We start from the raw sequence: 15,488 nt of genomic DNA, 5'->3' as shown, positions 1-15,488 counted from the left end.
CTCCAGAAAAAACTAACTATTCGCGGGGTGCTGCGGCGCGCACCAACCGGTCGTTGATGGCTTCGCCAAGCCCGTGGCTCGGGATGGCGGTCACGGCGATCCGGTCCGCACCCGTCGCATCGGCTCTTTTCAGGTAATCGAACAGGTTGGCGGCCGCTTCGGCAAGATCGCCGCTCGGACTGAGGTCGAACACGGCCTTGGCCTTGTCCATGCCCTCGACAACAATTCCGCCGAGCCGGATCAGGGCTTCGCCCGCATCCACATGGGTGGCCTCCAGCCGAACGGCGGCACCCGGCGCGTAATGCGAGGCCAGCATGCCCGGCGCCTCGATGATCGCCGCCGGTCCTTCGCGGCGCTCGACGGTGAGGCCAGTTGCGGCCTCGATATGTTCGACCGAAAGCCCACCCGGCCGCAACAGCCGGATTTTTCCGTCCTCGACGCGCAAAATGGTGGATTCCACACCGACCGGCGCCGATCCGCCATCAACGATCAGGGCCAGCTTTTCACCCAGATCCTCGGCGACATGTCTTGCACTGGTCGGGCTGATCTTTCCTGACGTGTTGGCGCTCGGGGCGGCCAGCGGTCGGTCGAGTGCGGCAATCAGATCGGCGGAAAAACCTTTTGGCACACGGATGCCGACCGTATCGAGGCCGGCGGTTGCCAGCGGATGGATGCTGCGGCCATCCTCCTTCAGTGGCAGGATCAGCGTCAGCGGACCCGGCCAGAATTTTGTCGCCAGCGTTTTGGAGATCGGATCGAACTCCGCATGCCGCTCGGCCATCGCAAGATCGGCCATATGGCAGATCAGCGGGTTGAAACGCGGCCGCCCCTTGGTCTCGTAGATACGGGTGATCGCGAGCGGATTGGTGGCATCGGCGGCAAGGCCGTAGACGGTTTCGGTGGGAATGGCGACCGGTTGGCCATCCTTCAGGATGGTCACGGCAGCATCGATTGCCGCCTGCTTTTGCCCTATGCCGTCGATGATCTCAGCTGTCATGCAAGTGCTGTAGCGCGCGGCAGGGGGAGGGGCAATAATTTTTGCGTTTTACATCTTCTGCAGGATCGCCCGGAATGCATGGTCCGGTGCGCCCAGCATCAGCACATTGCGCAACGCATCATGCGGATTGCTGGTCTGGAACAGCACGCCATTGCCGCGGATCGAGCGGTTGATGCGCAGGCGTTCGCCTCCCGGCTCACCCTCGATGGCAACGGCAAAATACATGCGCCGACGTTCGGCATTGATATTCTCGAAAAACTGCTCGGTTTCGCCGATCTCGGCAAAAAAATTGCAGATGTAGAATGACCAGCTGACGGAACGTTGGGCAAGATAGCTGCTGGCCGCCGTCACATGGCAATAACCGAGATGCGGCCGTTCCGGAAACGTGCGGTGAAACAGCACTTTTGGAAACTGGATATCGTGGTGAAAGGCGTTCAGCCGCTCATGCGTGGTTTCGCCGGCGGTTTCCAGCTTCTTTCCGGTGCGCTCCGCCACTTCCGCATAGGTGAGGTAACGGCGTTCCTGAGGAAACCAGTCGTCACGGTGCCGCGAAATCCGCCCGGTGCGCAGAAATTCGGAATGCGCAGCCGGTTTCACCCGCGGTGCGACAGGGCGCCAGGCGTTGGCATCGTAATATCTGAGTTTCGGTCCTGCTTCCACGACGGTGCCACTCCGTTGGTCGCGCGCAGATTAGCAATGCTTTATTAACGGGTTCTTTCCACGAATTTCCGTTTGCTAATAGCCTGTTTGCGCCAGATCGGCACGGCCATGCGTCTCAACCGCTGTCGTAGCGGCCTGATATCTAAAGAAAATCGTCGGATGTCGTTTTTGTGTCGGTCACGCGTTTTGTCGTCAATGCCGCAGATCATGTCGCAATGTCGCTCAGCCCATGAAACCCGGGCGCGTTATAACGGTTACATGCTCACGGAGAAGAGCCGGCTTGGGGTGCGGATGGCGCACCCGGTCCAAACCCACGATTTGAGGAGTGGAACATGGATATTCGCAATGACGTTCTGCGACAGCTGAAAAATCATCGCCCGGGCTACAGCCTGGAACAGCCGTTTTATATCGACAAGGATTATTTCCAGCTCGATATGGAAACCATCTGGTACCGCGACTGGCTGTTTGTCGGCCATGATTGCGAAATCCCCAAGGCCGGCAATTATTTCACGCTGCAGATCGGCGATTATCCGGTCGTTATCGTGCGCGGCAAGGACAAGCTGATCCGCGCCTTCCACAATACCTGCCGCCACCGTGGCCACCGCGTCTGCACGCAGGAACGCGGCGCATCGGCCAAGCTCGTCTGTCCCTACCACCAGTGGACCTACGATCTCGACGGTTCGCTGGTGTTTGCCCGCCAGATGGATGAGAGTTTCGACAAGTCCAAGTTCGGCATGAAGCACGTGCATTGCGAAACCGTCGGCGGTTACGTGTTCATCTGCCTTGCCAACGAAGCGCCCGACTTTGCGCCGGTGCGCGAAAAGATCGAGCCCTACATGGCGCCGCATCGCCTGTGGGAAGCCAAGGTCGCCCACCAGAATACCATCGTCGAAAAAGGCAACTGGAAGCTGGTGTGGGAAAACAACCGCGAGTGCTACCACTGCGCCGCCAACCACCCGGAACTCTGCCGCACCTATCCGGAAGCCCCTTCTGCCACCGGCGTGCAGGGCGCTGCCGATGATCCGATCATTTCCGAACACTGGGCCCGCTGCGAAGCCGCCAATCTGCCGAGCAAGTTCGACATGCACCCGGACGGCCAGTTCCGTGTGGCCCGCATGCCGCTGATCGAGGATGCCGAAAGTTACACGATGGACGGCAAGCGCGCCGTTCGCCGTGCGCTGTCGGATGACGTGACGATCTCGCATATCGGCACCATGCTGCTGTTCCATTACCCGACGACCTGGAACCACATGCTGGTCGATCACACGATCTCTTTTCGCGTGCTGCCGATCAGTGCGGAAGAGACGGCGGTCACGACAAAATGGCTGGTTCACAAGGATGCGGTGGAAGGCGTCGATTACGATATCGAACAGCTGACCCATGTCTGGAACATGACCAACGACCAGGACCGCCAGATCGTCGAGGAAAACGCTTTTGGTATCCGCTCGCCGGCCTATGAACCGGGTCCGTATTCCGAGTTGCACGAGGGCGGCGTCATGCAGTTCGTCGAGTGGTACACGAAATTCATGGTGGACCGTCTGCAAGGCGATCAGGCCAAACTTTCGGCCGTTGCCTGATCCATCCAGAACACCAGTGCGTAACTCCTAATTTGTGAGATGAACATGGCGGCAGTCTATCCGCACCTCGACGAGATGCAGCCATGGAATGCAAGGCTGCAGCTTCTGGAATGTATCTCCGTCACGCCGGAAACGGCCGATGTGATGACCTTCATCTTCAAGCCGGAAAAGCCGGGTTGGTTCCGCTATATTCCGGGCCAGTTCGTGACGCTTGAACTGCCGGTCGGCCCGAACGGCGTGAAGGAACCGACGATGCGCACCTATACGCTGTCGTCCAGCCCTTCGCGTCCCTTCACCGTCGCCGTCACGGTGAAGGCGCAGAAGGACAGTATCGGCACCCGCTGGATGTTCGATAACCTGAAACCCGGCATGAAAATCCGCGCGCTCGGTCCGCTCGGCGATTTTTCCTACGTCAAACATCCGGGTCAAAAATACCTGTTCATCTCGGCCGGTTCCGGCATCACGCCGATGATGTCGATGACGCGGGATCTGAACGACCGTGCGCCATCGAGCGATGTCGTTTTCATCAACTGCTCGCGCACCCCCGCCGACATCATCTTTCGCCGCGAACTCGAAGACCTCGCCCGGCACATGCCAAAGCTGACACTCGGGCTGATTGTCGAAAATTCGCCGCGTCATGATGCCTGGGTCGGTTTGCAGGGCATGATCGACCGCGCCAAGATCACCATGTTCGCCTCGGATTTCATGGAGCGCACGGTGTTCTGCTGCGGCCCGGAACCCTTTATGACCGCCGTGCGCGGCCTGCTCGAAGGCCTCGACTTCGACATGAAGAACTACCATCAGGAAAGTTTTGCGCCCGCCCTTCCGTTGATCGAGGAACTGCCCTCGACGGCCGCCGAAGGTGAGGTTCTGGCCAATGTCGCCTTCACCATGTCGGGCAAGGAATTCCCCTGCCAGCCGGGTCAGACCGTGCTGATGACGGCACGCGCCAATGGCGTGCGCATCGGCGCCGCCTGCGAATCCGGCCTCTGCGGCACCTGCCGTGTTCTGCTCGTCTCGGGCGAGGTCGACATGAACCACAATGGCGGCATTCTGGATGACGAGATCGAGGAAGGGTATATTCTTGCCTGCTGCTCGCGGCCGAAGGGGGATGTGGCGGTGGAGGCGTAAGGGAAGGGGGCGCCCCAATTGCCTAGGGGCGGGCTTGATTTGCATCTTGGTGGGCAAGCGCCGCTAATGACCGTTGTCGGCCGATTGCGGACTTTCACCAACCCGTTAAGTGAAGTCTGCGATGGGGTGGAAAGCAGACAGGCGGCTTTTAGGCGGTCTCGCCACTAAGCGGACGCTCTCCCTAGCTGGAGCCAGCCACTGTTTGCCTTAACGCGAAAGTGTCTTAAACAAGGTTTCCATTGGCATCGACAGACGCTTGGAGAACAGCACCAATCCTTTTGGCGACCGCGATCGACGCGGCGTTGTCTGGATGAATTATATGAACCGCCTCATTCCAACCGAACGCGTCAAAAGCCCATTCCAGACAACGGACTGCCGCCCCGGTGGCGTATCCTTTGCCCTAAGGCATCACGGCTGAATGCTCAGCCGATTTCCTGTCCTACCCATCCAGTTGGGTACCAAGCGCCAGCTCGACCGATCCAACGGCCAGTCGCCTTCTCTATCACTGAGAAATTGCTATAGCCTTGAACACTCCACGCGCCCGTAAAAAGGCACATGTTGCGCCAATCGTCTATTTTGCCGCGGCGCGGATTTCAGACAGGATCTTTTCGAGAGGCTTGTAATTGGGTGGCGTCTTCTGGGCCGCCTTGCTGTCCGACCAGCACTCGGCCTTGCGCCTGAGCATTTCCAGACCCTCTTCGGTAAAATCGGCCTCGAACAGTTCGCCATCCACGAACTCGCCTTTGGCATCGAAGGGGCTAACCGTGATCAGGCCATTGTCCCAAAAGAATTTCCGCATCGCGATCAGAGAGTTACGGGCCATCGGCTGCATGACGGGATCGGCGGTTTCCCGTCCGTCTTCCGTGATGACGATATATCGTCCTGCAATTTCCTCGACGGACGACCATATCCGCCGTCTTCTAATTTCCGCATTATTTACAGTCACTTATCCAACCTCATGACTTGTGATCAGTGGCAGCTCTGTGGATACAGAGTTCGCAAGACGGACGGCAGAAATGGGGTCGTTTGCATCTGATCTCGTCAGCTCAGTATGGCATCCAATGCTCGCTGCCCGAAAACTCAAATGCCACTCTACCTGCACCATCGTGGAGGTCGGTGAGCATAGGCCAATCGAAGACGAACTGTTGGATATGCTCAGCCAGCACGTGGTATCGCTGCTCGAAAAGGTCCACGACGGTCGTCTGGCGATTGTAGAGGTCCCCCATCCAACTTCCCGCGAAGAAACGAGAGTCTGGGGTGAACCCGAAATAGGCGCCCCAGAAAAACCCCGGAAACGCCCGCTCATCGATCCAAGCTCGATGATAGCTCTCGCCTTGCGGTGGCTCATCGACGTAGCGAAGGATGATTTCATGACGACGATCCGGTGACACAAGCGCATAGTCGCCCATGCCTGCCCATTTCGATCGGCCATCATCCTCGAATTCGATCCGTTGCGTATTTATTCCCAAAGGCATGAAATGATCATGCTGGAATATCCGCTGTTCGGCAACTCTGCGATCCTTACCAATGACCGATATGGGGTCGAAAATAGACAATGATCGAGGGGTGCCGCTGCGTCCGCTTCTGGCGCGAAGCGGCGCAAACCAGTCACAACGCAGCGGCGTCGACCGAACGGCGATGTGGCGGTCGAAGCGTAAAGACCCCGCTGTCAATTCAGTCTCGGGCCGCCAGCGTCACCGGTAAGGTCTTCGCCAGAAATTCCGGGCTGTCTTGTGCAATATCCTTGCACACTTTTCTGATCGCTTGACGTGCAGGCAAGGGTGCGTTGGCCAGTTGGCGGATCAACTCGGCCTGCGTGGGCGGGCTGTTGAGGATACGAATCAGCACGACGGATGCCCATTGCGGTGCCTTCGCCGCAATGTCGCAAAACACCAGTAATACGGCCTCGATATAGGTCATGTCCTCCACAGTCTCGGCCGTATGGATCAGCGAGAACATGCCTTCGTAGTAGTCGGCGTCATCGCGCAAAAGGGACAGGAAATCGGCCGGCCTAACCGCTGGGGACAGCTGAAGGAGCCGGACAACCAATTCGTCGATCATCGCAGGCCGGGCACCGCCGCCGTCGATCTCGCGACGCAGGTCATCCAGTACCGCATCGTAGGTCTCGTTCATCCTCACCAAGCCTTTACCAACATTCATCTTTCGTGATGCCGCTGTGGGAACCGATAAGCGGCATCATGCGTTTCTAGTCCGATAATCGGAAAAGAATGATTTTGAGGAAACATCCATGATGACCATCCGCAAGCGCATCGCGACGGTTGCCGTCGCCTTCACCGTCACGCTCACCGGCCTTGTTCCGGCGCAGGCTTTCCAGATGCCGGCACCGGTTGCCGCGCAGACCAGCACCGCTGCCCCGGTCACGGATGTGCAGTATCGCCCATGGGAGCGCCGCGCCGAGCGTCGCTGGGATCGCCGTGCGGAGCGTCGTTTTGATCGTCGCATGGATCGCCGTTTTGATCGCCGCGCCGGTTATTACAACGGTCATCGCGGCTACCGCGACCGCCGCGCCGGTTATCGTTACCACAATGGCTACTGGTATCCGCTGGCAGCCTTTGCCGCCGGCGCCATCATCGGCGGTGCCGTGAACCGCCCGAGCGTCAGCTCTTCGTCCGCCCATGTTCGCTGGTGCTCGGAGCGTTACCGCACCTATCGCGCATCGGATAACACCTATGTGCCACGCGCCGGCGTTCGCGCCATCTGCAATTCGCCCTATTGATCCTTTTCCCTTTGGGATCTTTAGGCGGCACGGCATGACGCCGTGACACCATGGCCCGGCAGGAGCATGATGCTCCGCCGGGCTGTCTCGTTGAGCCAGACATTTCCAGAGGGAAGGCGGTTCCGGCGAAAAATCGTTAATGCGCGGTTCAGGCAGATTTTCGCACATTCGACGGCAGCAAAAGTTTCGATCAATCAGTGAATGGAGAAAGTCATGACCATGCTGATGAAGACTGTCTCAATATGCGGTGTAGCGGCAGCCATGTTGGCGACTTCGGTTGCGCCGGGCGTCGCCATGCCGATTGCCCCCGCCGTGATCGCGCCTGCAGTGAAGGCGGCCCCGGCGGACAGCGGCGATGTCGTTCAGGTCCAGTACTGGCGTGATCGCCGCGGTTATCGCGACGGCTGGTATGGCGGCCATCGCGGTTACCGCGAATATCGCCCGCGCCACCGTTATCACGATGGCTACTGGTATCCGCTGGCCGCATTCGGCGCCGGCGCCATCATCGGCGGCGCGCTTGCCGCACCGACCTATAACGAGCCGCGTTATGTCGAACCGGTACCGCAATATTACGAGCCGGCGCCGCGTTATGTCGCCCCGCCGCCGCGCCGTTACGCAGCACCGGCTGACATAAACCCGCAGCACACCGACTGGTGCCTGGCGCGTTATCGCTCCTACGATGTCTATTCCAACACGTTCCAGCCGAATTACGGCCCGCGCAAGCAGTGCTATTCGCCGTATTTCTAAGGCGACAGGCCAGCCTGTTTCCAGCCCGTCCGGATCATTCCGGGCGGGTTTTCTTTTGCCTCACAAGATCCGCGCCCGCCGCAGCACGAACCACGCAATCGCAATAGACAGCGCAATGAAGATCACCGCGAACATCGTGCCTGTTTCGCCGTGTTCGAACGGCATGCCCGATGTGTTCATGCCGAAAAAGCCCGTCACCAGCGAGGGCGGCAGCAGGAAGGCGGTCATCAGCGACAGGATATAGAGGTGGCGGTTGGTTTCCGAACTCTGTTTGGAATCGATTTCTTCATGCAGCAGCCGCGCCCGGTCCTGCAGCGCATAGACATCGTGATCCACCGCCTCCAGCCGGCTGGTCAGCCGTGCCGCGACATCATCGAAACCGAGCAGCATGTCGTCGTCATCGGCCGCTGCCGCGCGTCGCATCAGGGCAAGCACGGTGCGCAAATGCCGGTGCAGCCGCACCACGGTTCTGCGCACCGGCGCCAGCCTGCGACGTTCGTCGCGCTGCGCACTGTCATAAACGATGTCCTCGATATGGTTCAGTTCTTCCGTCAGTTCCAGAACCAGCGTGATCAGCGTGCGCTGGAATTCCGCGACAATGGTCTCAAACACGTCGATCGGCCGGCGATACCGTCCCGCGTTCTTTTCCACCGCCACCCGCACCCGGTCGATCGAGCGCAGCGGTTGCAGGCGCGTGGTGATGATCAGCTTTTCGGTGACGACAAAATGCAGCCAGCCGATATCGCGGGTTTCGCTGTCGAATTCGCGCTGAAAGTCCACCAGCGTGCCATACACCATCTGCTCGTCCAGCGTGATCGAGGCATGCGTGTCATGGGTGGTGAGTGCGGAAACCACATCCGGCGGCAGGTCCTGGAAACCGTCGAGGAATGCCGGCACGCGCTGGTCGGCGAGGTTGAGATGCAGCCACAGAAACCCGCCATCTTCCACGCCAAGGTCATCCCGCGTTGCCTCGGTCGCGAGCCGCGTGCAGGGCTTCTTGTCGGGGTGGAAACGATAGGCCCAGACGAGACCGGGGATGGTGGGGGTAAGCAGCGCCATGGGCAGGGTCCGAAAACAGATGCGGAATGCTTGTTAGACGCTGTCTGTGACACCTGTTGCAACAGGTTTTTGTGAAGCGCGAAACTTCACCGGCGCGGTGATCACCACGAGGCAGAAGATGATCAGCACCACGCCCAGCCAACCAAGTGCCGGCAGGCGTTCGCCGAGGATGATCACCGCCAGCATCGCCGCCACGACGGGTTCCAAGAGCGTGATCGTCGTCGCCATGCTGGCCGGAATGCGGGCCAGCCCCATGCCGAAAGCGATATAACCAAGGAACATCGGCACGGTCGCCATGTAGAGGCCAACGGCGGCATTGTTCCACGAGGCAAGGAAAGGCCCGCCGGTCATGAAAAGCACCGGCATCAGCAGCAGCCCGCCGACGCCGAATGTGGCGCCCATCGCTGCGCGTGAACGGATGCCGCGCAGCATCAGCCCGCGTGCCGTGAAGGAATAAAGCGCATAGGTGAGGCCGCCCAATAGGCCGAGCGCGATGCCCAAAATGGTGGCATTGCCGGTGACCACCGTTTCGGCATGCGAGCCTTCCGCCACACAGAGAAGCACCATGCCCACCAAGCCGATCAGCGCCCCGGCAAGCCAGCGTTTCGACAGTTGCGCGCCATCAAAAACCTTTTCGATCAGCGCCGAGAGAAGCGGCGCCGAACCGATGGTGACGACCGTGCCGATGGTGACGCCGGCCAGACGCATCGAACCGTAAAAGGCAAGCGGATAGATCGCCACCGCCACGCCACCGATGACCAGCAGCAACCAGTGGCGTCTCAGCTCCACCGCTGCCCTGCCGATCGACCGCAGAGCGATTGCCGCCTGCAAAAGCCCGCCAATGCCCATGGCGGCAGCGCCGATCGCCGCCGCACTGACCTCCGGTGCAAAGGCGGCGGCCGTGCCGGTCGTGCCCCAGACAAGCGAGGCAAACAGCACGCCGGCCACGCCGATGCGGAATTCGTTGGTTGCGGATGTCATAGCCTGCCCAGCATGTCGGAGGTCATTTTGCGCGCTTCGAGCACGAGGGTGCCGTTGCCTTCCAGCCCGGCGCGGGTAATCGAGCCTTCGAGGAGAAAGGCAAGCTGGCGGGCCAGCACCTTCGCCCGCTCCGCGTCACCATGGAAAAATTCGGCCAGATGCGTGGCGATCAGGCCTTCGACCTCTTCCTTGTGTCGGCGCACGGCATCGCGGCCGATATCGCCAACCGTCAGTTCGGCAGCGGCATTCAACAGGCCGCAGCCGCGAAACCCGCGCTCATAGGCAAATTCGGCATGGTCCTGATAGGCATCGAACACCGCCAGAACTTTTTCGCGGGGCGTGACGGCGGTAGCGAGGCGCTCTTCGTAAAAGTCCAAAAGTTCGGCGTGGCGTATGGTCAGATACTGGTGCACCAGATCCGCCTTGGAGGCAAAATTGTTGTAGAGGCTCTTCTTCGCCACGCCGGCACGGGCGATGATGGCGTCGATGCCGGTGCCGGCGATACCGTTTTCATAAAACAGCACCGCTGCCGCCTTCAGCAGTTTTTCGCGGGCTGTTTCGGCAGGGTGGGGCATGGTGGTTCCGTTGGTTGGGTGCTTGTGGGGTGAGGGTGCGGCTGGCTCCCGTTATCTTCTCCCCATCGGGGAGAAGGTGGCCCGAAGGGTCGGATGAGGGGGGAACAGATCGCAAAGTCTTGCCGTGTCGCCCCCTCATCGCCTCGCTGGCGCTCCGGCACTTCTCCCCGATGGGGAGAAGATGATGTGGCACCATTCCAAGTTTACCTGCTGCCCTCGTTTGGTAGCCATACCGGTCTACCTACTCTTTCCATGAAAATCAATCACCCGCCAGAATCATGATATGCGGGGCCAAATCGGCAGCAGAAATCAGGCCCATATGGAAACCGCGCTCTATCTCCCCGTCAAAACCTTTCTCGAAGCCGCCGGTTACACGGTGAAGGGCGAGATCGGCGGCTGTGATCTTGTGGGGTTGTCGGAGGGCGATCCGGCGGTCGTGGTGATCTGCGAGTTGAAACTCACCTTCAATCTCGAACTCATTCTGCAGGCGGTGGATCGCGCCGCCGTTTCCGATGAAGTGTGGATCGCCGCCCGTGTCTCGGCCAAGGGCCGCGGGCGTGAAAGCGACAAGCGGTACCGCGATCTCTGCCGGCGGCTTGGCATCGGCATGCTCGGCGTGTCGGATATGGGGGAGGTCAGCGTGCTGGTCTCCTCGGTGTCGCCCATGCCGCGCACCAACCCGAAACGCCGCACGCGGCTGGTGAAGGAACACAGGAAGCGCGTGGGTGATCCGGCGCTTGGCGGCTCGACAAAAGTGCCGATCATGACCGCCTATCGCCAGCAGGCCATCGCGATTGCCAATGCGCTCGCGGACGGCCCGCTTCGCCCGCGCGACCTCAAGGAAACCGCCCCCAATGCCGGCGCCACGCTGCGCAACAATTATTACGGCTGGTTCGAGAAAATCGAAAAAGGCGTTTATGCTCTGAGCGTTACCGGCCGTCAGGCAATTGCAGCCCTTCCGGTGAAGGACTGATAACCAAGCCCGCAGACGCAGCATTGCTGACGCTCCGCATCCATGCTTAACGCGAACCGCGACGAGGGTAGGGCGTCGCAGAGTTTTGTTTCGCATGCCGCAACCGGTGCAGACCGGCCTTGCGGATGATTGCATTTCGAGTGGGGCATGAATTGAGCATTTCCAATATCTTCCTGAAGGTCGCGATCGTTATCGTCGGCCTGACGCTTCTGGCCGGCTGCCAGACGCGTGATCCGCGTCTGGTCGAGGCGCTGAACGGCGCCAATGTCACTTCCGTCCGCGTCGAGGCTACGCCGGACGTTGCCACCGGTCTTCCCATGCTGAACGGCGTCACGCCGGAAGCGCAGACGGCGATGATCGTGCGCGCTCTGGAGGCGGATGCCGGCGCCAAGCTGAAGGGTCTGCCAGGCGGGCCCAAGGCCGCGCGTCTTGTCATCACGCTGCAGCAGGCGGATCTCGCCTCGGCACCTGGCCGCGTTCTCGGCGGCACGGACAGCTATATTACCGGCACCGTGCGGCTGGAAAGCGTCGCCGATGGGTCGGTCATTGCCCAGAATCCACGCATCGTCGGTTCCGACCATGGTGTGAAAGGCAGCGGCAATGTCGGCTTCTTCGTGGCCATGGCCATCAATGCCGTTGCTACCAAGGATCAGAATGCGCTGGCCCAGAAACTGGCGGCATCCTTCACGCTCGAAACCCGCAAATGGCTGACCGGGAAATGATCGGCCGAATGAGCGTGCCCATGATCGGGCGCGCTCATTCACGTCAGCCAGCCGCGGAAAACCCGGGCAGACGAGAAAGACGGCTAGCAAATTGATGTAAAGCCAACAAATGTGACCGGCGAGCGTCCGGGCGGGCTTGACGTTTGTTTATTCCCGTTCCTAGATCGTTTTACACTGACGGCCTGCTGACCGCCGAATATCACTCCTTTTGGCGCCGCATCTTTCGCGCTCCGGATCCCGAAAATGTCTCAGAAGAGCTCCCATCGCGGGCTCATCGTTGCGGCCGTGATGGCCTCGATGGCGATGATTTCAATCGAAGCGACAATCGTTTCCACGGCCATGCCGCAGATCGCCGCCCAGCTCGGCCAGCTCAATCTCTACAGCTGGGTTTTTTCCTCCTTCCTTCTCACCCAGACCGCCACCACGGTCGTGTTCGGCAAGCTTTCCGATATCTATGGCCGCAAGCCGGTGCTGCTGTTCGGCATCGCGGTGTTTTTGATCTCGTCCATCCTCTGCGGCCTGGCATGGTCAATGCCGTCGATGATCGCCTTTCGCCTGTTGCAGGGCATCGGTGCCGGTGCGGTGCAGCCGGTGGCGATGACCATTGTCGGCGATCTGTTTCCGGGAAAACAGCGCGGCAAGGTGCAGGGTTATCTCGCCAGCGTCTGGGCCATCTCGGCCGTCATCGGCCCGCTTGCCGGCAGCGTCATCATCCATAACCTGCCCTGGGCATGGGTGTTCTGGATCAACATTCCGGTCGGCATCATCGCCGCTGCCGGTTTTGTTCTCTTCCTGCATGAGGAAAAGCAGACGCATCGGGTTTCCGTCGATGTGCTTGGTGCCGTGCTGTTTGCCGTATCGATCTCGGCGCTGATGCTGGCGCTGACCGAAATGGAAGGTGCTGCCTCCTCTTACGCCGTCATCGCCATCGTGATTTTCCTCGTCACCCTCGCTGCCTTTCTCTGGCAGGAAAAACGTGCGTCCGCGCCCATGGTGGCGCCGGATCTGTGGCTGCGCCGGCCGATCGCGGTCTCCAACATCGCGGTCTTCTTTGCGGCCATGGCCATCATGGGGCTGACGACATTCCTGCCCATGTATGTGCAGACGGTGCTGGATCGTTCGCCTCTTGTGGCCGGTTTTGCGCTGACCGCTCTGCTGGTCGGCTGGCCCTGCGGCGCCACTTTTGCATCGCGCATGTTCCCGCGTCTGGGTCTGCGACCAATCATGCTGGCCGCCAGCCTGATCATCCCGCTCGGTGCCTTTTTTCTCGTGCTGCTCAATCCGCAAAGTTCGCCGGTGCAGGCCGGTGCCGGTTCGCTGCTGATGGGGATCGGCATGGGCCTGTTGAACATCTGCGCGCTGGTGATCACCCAGGAAAGCGTCGGCTGGTCGCAGCGCGGCAGCGCCACGGCCTCCAACGTGTTTTCGCGTAATCTCGGCAGCACGCTCGGCGCCTCCATTCTCGGCGCCGTGCTGGGTTATGGCCTTGCGCATACGAGCGGTGCGGGGGCGGTGACGCCGGAACAGCTGCGCGGCCTGCTGGATGGCACGGGCGCGGCCATGGCCTCGGGCGATGCCGTGCGCATGTCGCTGCAATCGGCGCTGCACGGCACATTTGTCTCGATGTTCGTCATCACCCTCATCATCATTCCGGTCTGCCTGTTCGTGCCGAAACAGATGACGCATGGACAGGAAGCGGCAAAAGCCGAAGCCGCGCACTGACCGCAAGGGCTTGCCGTCACGTCAAAAGCTTATAGGTTGCGCCCCGGAAGCAGCATGACCGGGGGCAGCCGATGGCCGAAGAACTCGACAACGACATCAACGCGCGCATCGAAGTGCTGGCGGAGGAGGCCGACGCGCTGGCGGAGACGGAAGATTTCGAAGCCGCGCTCGACAAATACTGGGACGCATTCGAGCTTCTGCCCGAACCGAAAACGCAGTGGCAGCAGGGCACATGGCTGCTGTCGGCCATCGGCGAGGCCAATTTTTTCCAGGGAGATTTTTCCGCCGGTCGGGAGAACCTTGCGAATGCGATGCATTACCCGAATGCGATCGGCAATCCCTTCCTGCATCTGCGGCTCGGCCAATGCCAGTTCGAACTGGGCAATCTCGACCGCGCCGCCGATGAATTGATGCGCGCCTATATGGCCGAAGGTGCCGAGATTTTTGCCGAGGAAGACCCGAAATATCTGGCGTTTCTGGCCACCCGCGCCAAGGGTGTCGATGTGCCGGGGTCGAAGAAAAAACCGTTCTGGAAGGTTTGGTGAGGGGGCTGCACGCGCCCGTGATTTCAACAGAATAAGGTGTGTTGCTTGAACCTGAAAACCGTTTTGCTGGCCTTCCTCGCATCTGTGCTTCTGGCCCTGCTGACCGCATCGTTTCTGCTGCCATATCCCGATGCCATGCGACATGATCTCGCCAATCGCCTCATGCCGCCGGGGGCAGGCCATATTTTCGGAACCGACGCGCTTGGCCGTGATCTATTTTCGCGGTTTGTCATCGGCAGCCGGTTCACGATCCTCACTGCGCTGGCGACCGCGCTGCTTGCTGCGGTCACGGGTCTGCTCCTTTCCCCTGCAGCGAAAGCGGCGCCGAAAACGATCGGCCGTCTCGTTATCGCGCTGGCCTATATTGCCTTTGTCGTGCCGTCCTTCCTGTTGTCGCCGCGCTGGCAAAGCCGGGCGCTGATGTCGGCGCTGACGCTTGTCGGCCTTTTGCCCATGCTGATTGTTGCATTGTCCGCGATGTCGGCTGGCGGTTTTTTCGGATGGCCAGGGATCTTCATTTCAGGTCCGCTCTGGGGGATCGGCGTCGGTTACGTGTTGTTTCGTGGCACCCGGGGCGATGGGGATAATGCGCTTGTTGATAGCGCAAACCGGCGCCGTTGCGCTGCAGCTCTGGTCCCGGCGATTTTTACATGGTCCGCCTGGGTGCAGTTCGCGCTCGATTACCTCGGGCTTGGATTACAGGCGCCGGTTCCGAGCTGGGGTGGCCTGTTGCTTGTTGCCGACAATGCCTCCGCGACCATCTATCTCGCCTGTTTTTCCGGCCTTCTCGCCATGGCGATCGTTGGTCTGGGTGTCAGCGCGATGATCGCCCGGCCGGTAACCCCTCCGACAGTGACAGGGGGGTGATGTGGACCTCATCCTCATCGCGCCTATCTTCCCACCGTAACAGCGCTTTTTCAAAAACATACATTCGCCGGTCATTCGCGGCGACCGACAATGAGATCATGACGTGATGAGACGATCTTTCATTTCAGGCATTTTGGGCTTTTTGGGGCTGAGCAAGGCTGCGGCTAGACAGTCACCCGCATCCGGGCCCGCCAT

The 15,488-nt window shown here is 60.3% G+C and carries 17 protein-coding genes and 1 pseudogene; 9 read left to right on the top strand and 9 right to left on the bottom strand.

Annotated features, from left to right (window positions below):
* Positions 1 to 16 precede the first annotated feature (16 nt).
* Together J2T09_RS15435 and J2T09_RS15430 are read right to left on the bottom strand one after the other, a co-directional pair.
* Complete coding sequence (locus tag J2T09_RS15435) at positions 17 to 997, bottom strand: L-threonylcarbamoyladenylate synthase (protein ID WP_306836166.1); 981 nt, start codon at positions 995 to 997, stop codon at positions 17 to 19.
* Between the two features lie 48 nt (positions 998 to 1,045).
* Entirely contained in the window at positions 1,046 to 1,657 is a 612-nt protein-coding gene (locus J2T09_RS15430; RefSeq protein ID WP_306836164.1) for a DUF6656 family protein, read from the bottom strand.
* A gap of 332 nt (positions 1,658 to 1,989) precedes the next feature.
* Here J2T09_RS15430 and J2T09_RS15425 point away from each other — a divergent pair, with 332 nt between their 5' ends.
* Together J2T09_RS15425 and J2T09_RS15420 are read left to right on the top strand one after the other, a co-directional pair.
* Positions 1,990 to 3,234 carry an aromatic ring-hydroxylating oxygenase subunit alpha gene (locus J2T09_RS15425; RefSeq protein ID WP_306836162.1) on the top strand — a complete coding sequence of 415 codons (1,245 nt, stop codon included), beginning with the start codon at positions 1,990 to 1,992 and terminating at the stop codon, positions 3,232 to 3,234.
* Between the two features lie 39 nt (positions 3,235 to 3,273).
* The gene (locus J2T09_RS15420; protein WP_306836161.1) at positions 3,274 to 4,365 is read left to right on the top strand and encodes a hybrid-cluster NAD(P)-dependent oxidoreductase; all 1,092 of its coding nucleotides are present in this window, start codon (positions 3,274 to 3,276) and stop codon (positions 4,363 to 4,365) included.
* 223 nt (positions 4,366 to 4,588) lie between these two features.
* Here J2T09_RS15420 and J2T09_RS27600 read toward each other — a convergent pair.
* From J2T09_RS27600 to J2T09_RS15405, 4 genes and pseudogenes are all read right to left on the bottom strand, one after another.
* Positions 4,589 to 4,753, bottom strand: a pseudogene (locus tag J2T09_RS27600) (GNAT family N-acetyltransferase); the annotation flags it as partial.
* Between the two features lie 183 nt (positions 4,754 to 4,936).
* Entirely contained in the window at positions 4,937 to 5,311 is a 375-nt protein-coding gene (locus tag J2T09_RS15415; RefSeq protein WP_306836159.1) for a hypothetical protein, read from the bottom strand.
* 100 nt (positions 5,312 to 5,411) lie between these two features.
* On the bottom strand, positions 5,412 to 6,038 hold the full coding sequence (locus tag J2T09_RS15410) for a hypothetical protein (protein WP_306836157.1): 627 nt from the start codon (positions 6,036 to 6,038) through the stop codon (positions 5,412 to 5,414).
* Position 6,039: 1 nt separating this feature from the next.
* Positions 6,040 to 6,498 carry an Imm30 family immunity protein gene (locus tag J2T09_RS15405; RefSeq protein ID WP_306836155.1) on the bottom strand — a complete coding sequence of 153 codons (459 nt, stop codon included), beginning with the start codon at positions 6,496 to 6,498 and terminating at the stop codon, positions 6,040 to 6,042.
* 115 nt (positions 6,499 to 6,613) lie between these two features.
* Between J2T09_RS15405 and J2T09_RS15400 the strand changes: the two genes are divergently transcribed.
* Both J2T09_RS15400 and J2T09_RS15395 read left to right on the top strand, forming a co-directional pair.
* Positions 6,614 to 7,102 carry a BA14K family protein gene (locus tag J2T09_RS15400; protein ID WP_306836153.1) on the top strand — a complete coding sequence of 163 codons (489 nt, stop codon included), beginning with the start codon at positions 6,614 to 6,616 and terminating at the stop codon, positions 7,100 to 7,102.
* A gap of 213 nt (positions 7,103 to 7,315) precedes the next feature.
* On the top strand, positions 7,316 to 7,849 hold the full coding sequence (locus tag J2T09_RS15395; protein ID WP_306836151.1) for a BA14K family protein: 534 nt from the start codon (positions 7,316 to 7,318) through the stop codon (positions 7,847 to 7,849).
* Between the two features lie 60 nt (positions 7,850 to 7,909).
* On the opposite strand, the gene J2T09_RS15390 is transcribed toward J2T09_RS15395, so the two are convergent.
* From J2T09_RS15390 to J2T09_RS15380, 3 genes are read right to left on the bottom strand one after another with little or no spacing between them, the layout of a single operon-like run.
* Positions 7,910 to 8,908, bottom strand: coding sequence for a transporter (locus J2T09_RS15390; RefSeq protein ID WP_306836149.1), 999 nt, complete (start codon positions 8,906 to 8,908; stop codon positions 7,910 to 7,912).
* 33 nt (positions 8,909 to 8,941) lie between these two features.
* Positions 8,942 to 9,889, bottom strand: coding sequence for a DMT family transporter (locus tag J2T09_RS15385; protein WP_306836147.1), 948 nt, complete (start codon positions 9,887 to 9,889; stop codon positions 8,942 to 8,944).
* Positions 9,886 to 10,464, bottom strand: a complete 579-nt coding sequence (locus J2T09_RS15380; RefSeq protein WP_306836145.1) for a TetR/AcrR family transcriptional regulator — start codon at positions 10,462 to 10,464, stop codon at positions 9,886 to 9,888. The genes J2T09_RS15385 and J2T09_RS15380 overlap by 4 nt, the downstream gene beginning before the upstream one ends.
* A gap of 319 nt (positions 10,465 to 10,783) precedes the next feature.
* On the opposite strand from J2T09_RS15380, the gene J2T09_RS15375 reads away from it, so the two are divergent.
* The 5 genes from J2T09_RS15375 to J2T09_RS15355 all read left to right on the top strand — a co-directional run bounded on the left by J2T09_RS15375 (position 10,784) and on the right by J2T09_RS15355 (position 15,293).
* Complete coding sequence (locus J2T09_RS15375) at positions 10,784 to 11,437, top strand: DUF2161 domain-containing phosphodiesterase (protein ID WP_306836217.1); 654 nt, start codon at positions 10,784 to 10,786, stop codon at positions 11,435 to 11,437.
* Positions 11,438 to 11,589: 152 nt separating this feature from the next.
* A complete protein-coding gene (locus tag J2T09_RS15370; protein WP_306836143.1) occupies positions 11,590 to 12,159 on the top strand; it encodes a hypothetical protein in 570 nt (189 codons plus the stop codon).
* Positions 12,160 to 12,402: 243 nt separating this feature from the next.
* Positions 12,403 to 13,881, top strand: a complete 1,479-nt coding sequence (locus J2T09_RS15365) for an MDR family MFS transporter (protein ID WP_306836141.1) — start codon at positions 12,403 to 12,405, stop codon at positions 13,879 to 13,881.
* A gap of 71 nt (positions 13,882 to 13,952) precedes the next feature.
* The gene (locus J2T09_RS15360; RefSeq protein ID WP_306836139.1) at positions 13,953 to 14,426 is read left to right on the top strand and encodes a tetratricopeptide repeat protein; all 474 of its coding nucleotides are present in this window, start codon (positions 13,953 to 13,955) and stop codon (positions 14,424 to 14,426) included.
* A gap of 45 nt (positions 14,427 to 14,471) precedes the next feature.
* Positions 14,472 to 15,293, top strand: coding sequence for a hypothetical protein (locus J2T09_RS15355; RefSeq protein ID WP_306836138.1), 822 nt, complete (start codon positions 14,472 to 14,474; stop codon positions 15,291 to 15,293).
* Positions 15,294 to 15,488 lie beyond the last annotated feature (195 nt).

This window comes from Neorhizobium huautlense (assembly GCF_030811685.1).
In the GTDB taxonomy this organism is placed as follows: domain Bacteria; phylum Pseudomonadota; class Alphaproteobacteria; order Rhizobiales; family Rhizobiaceae; genus Neorhizobium; species Neorhizobium huautlense_A.
This window is presented reverse-complemented; position numbering and strand designations above follow the sequence as displayed.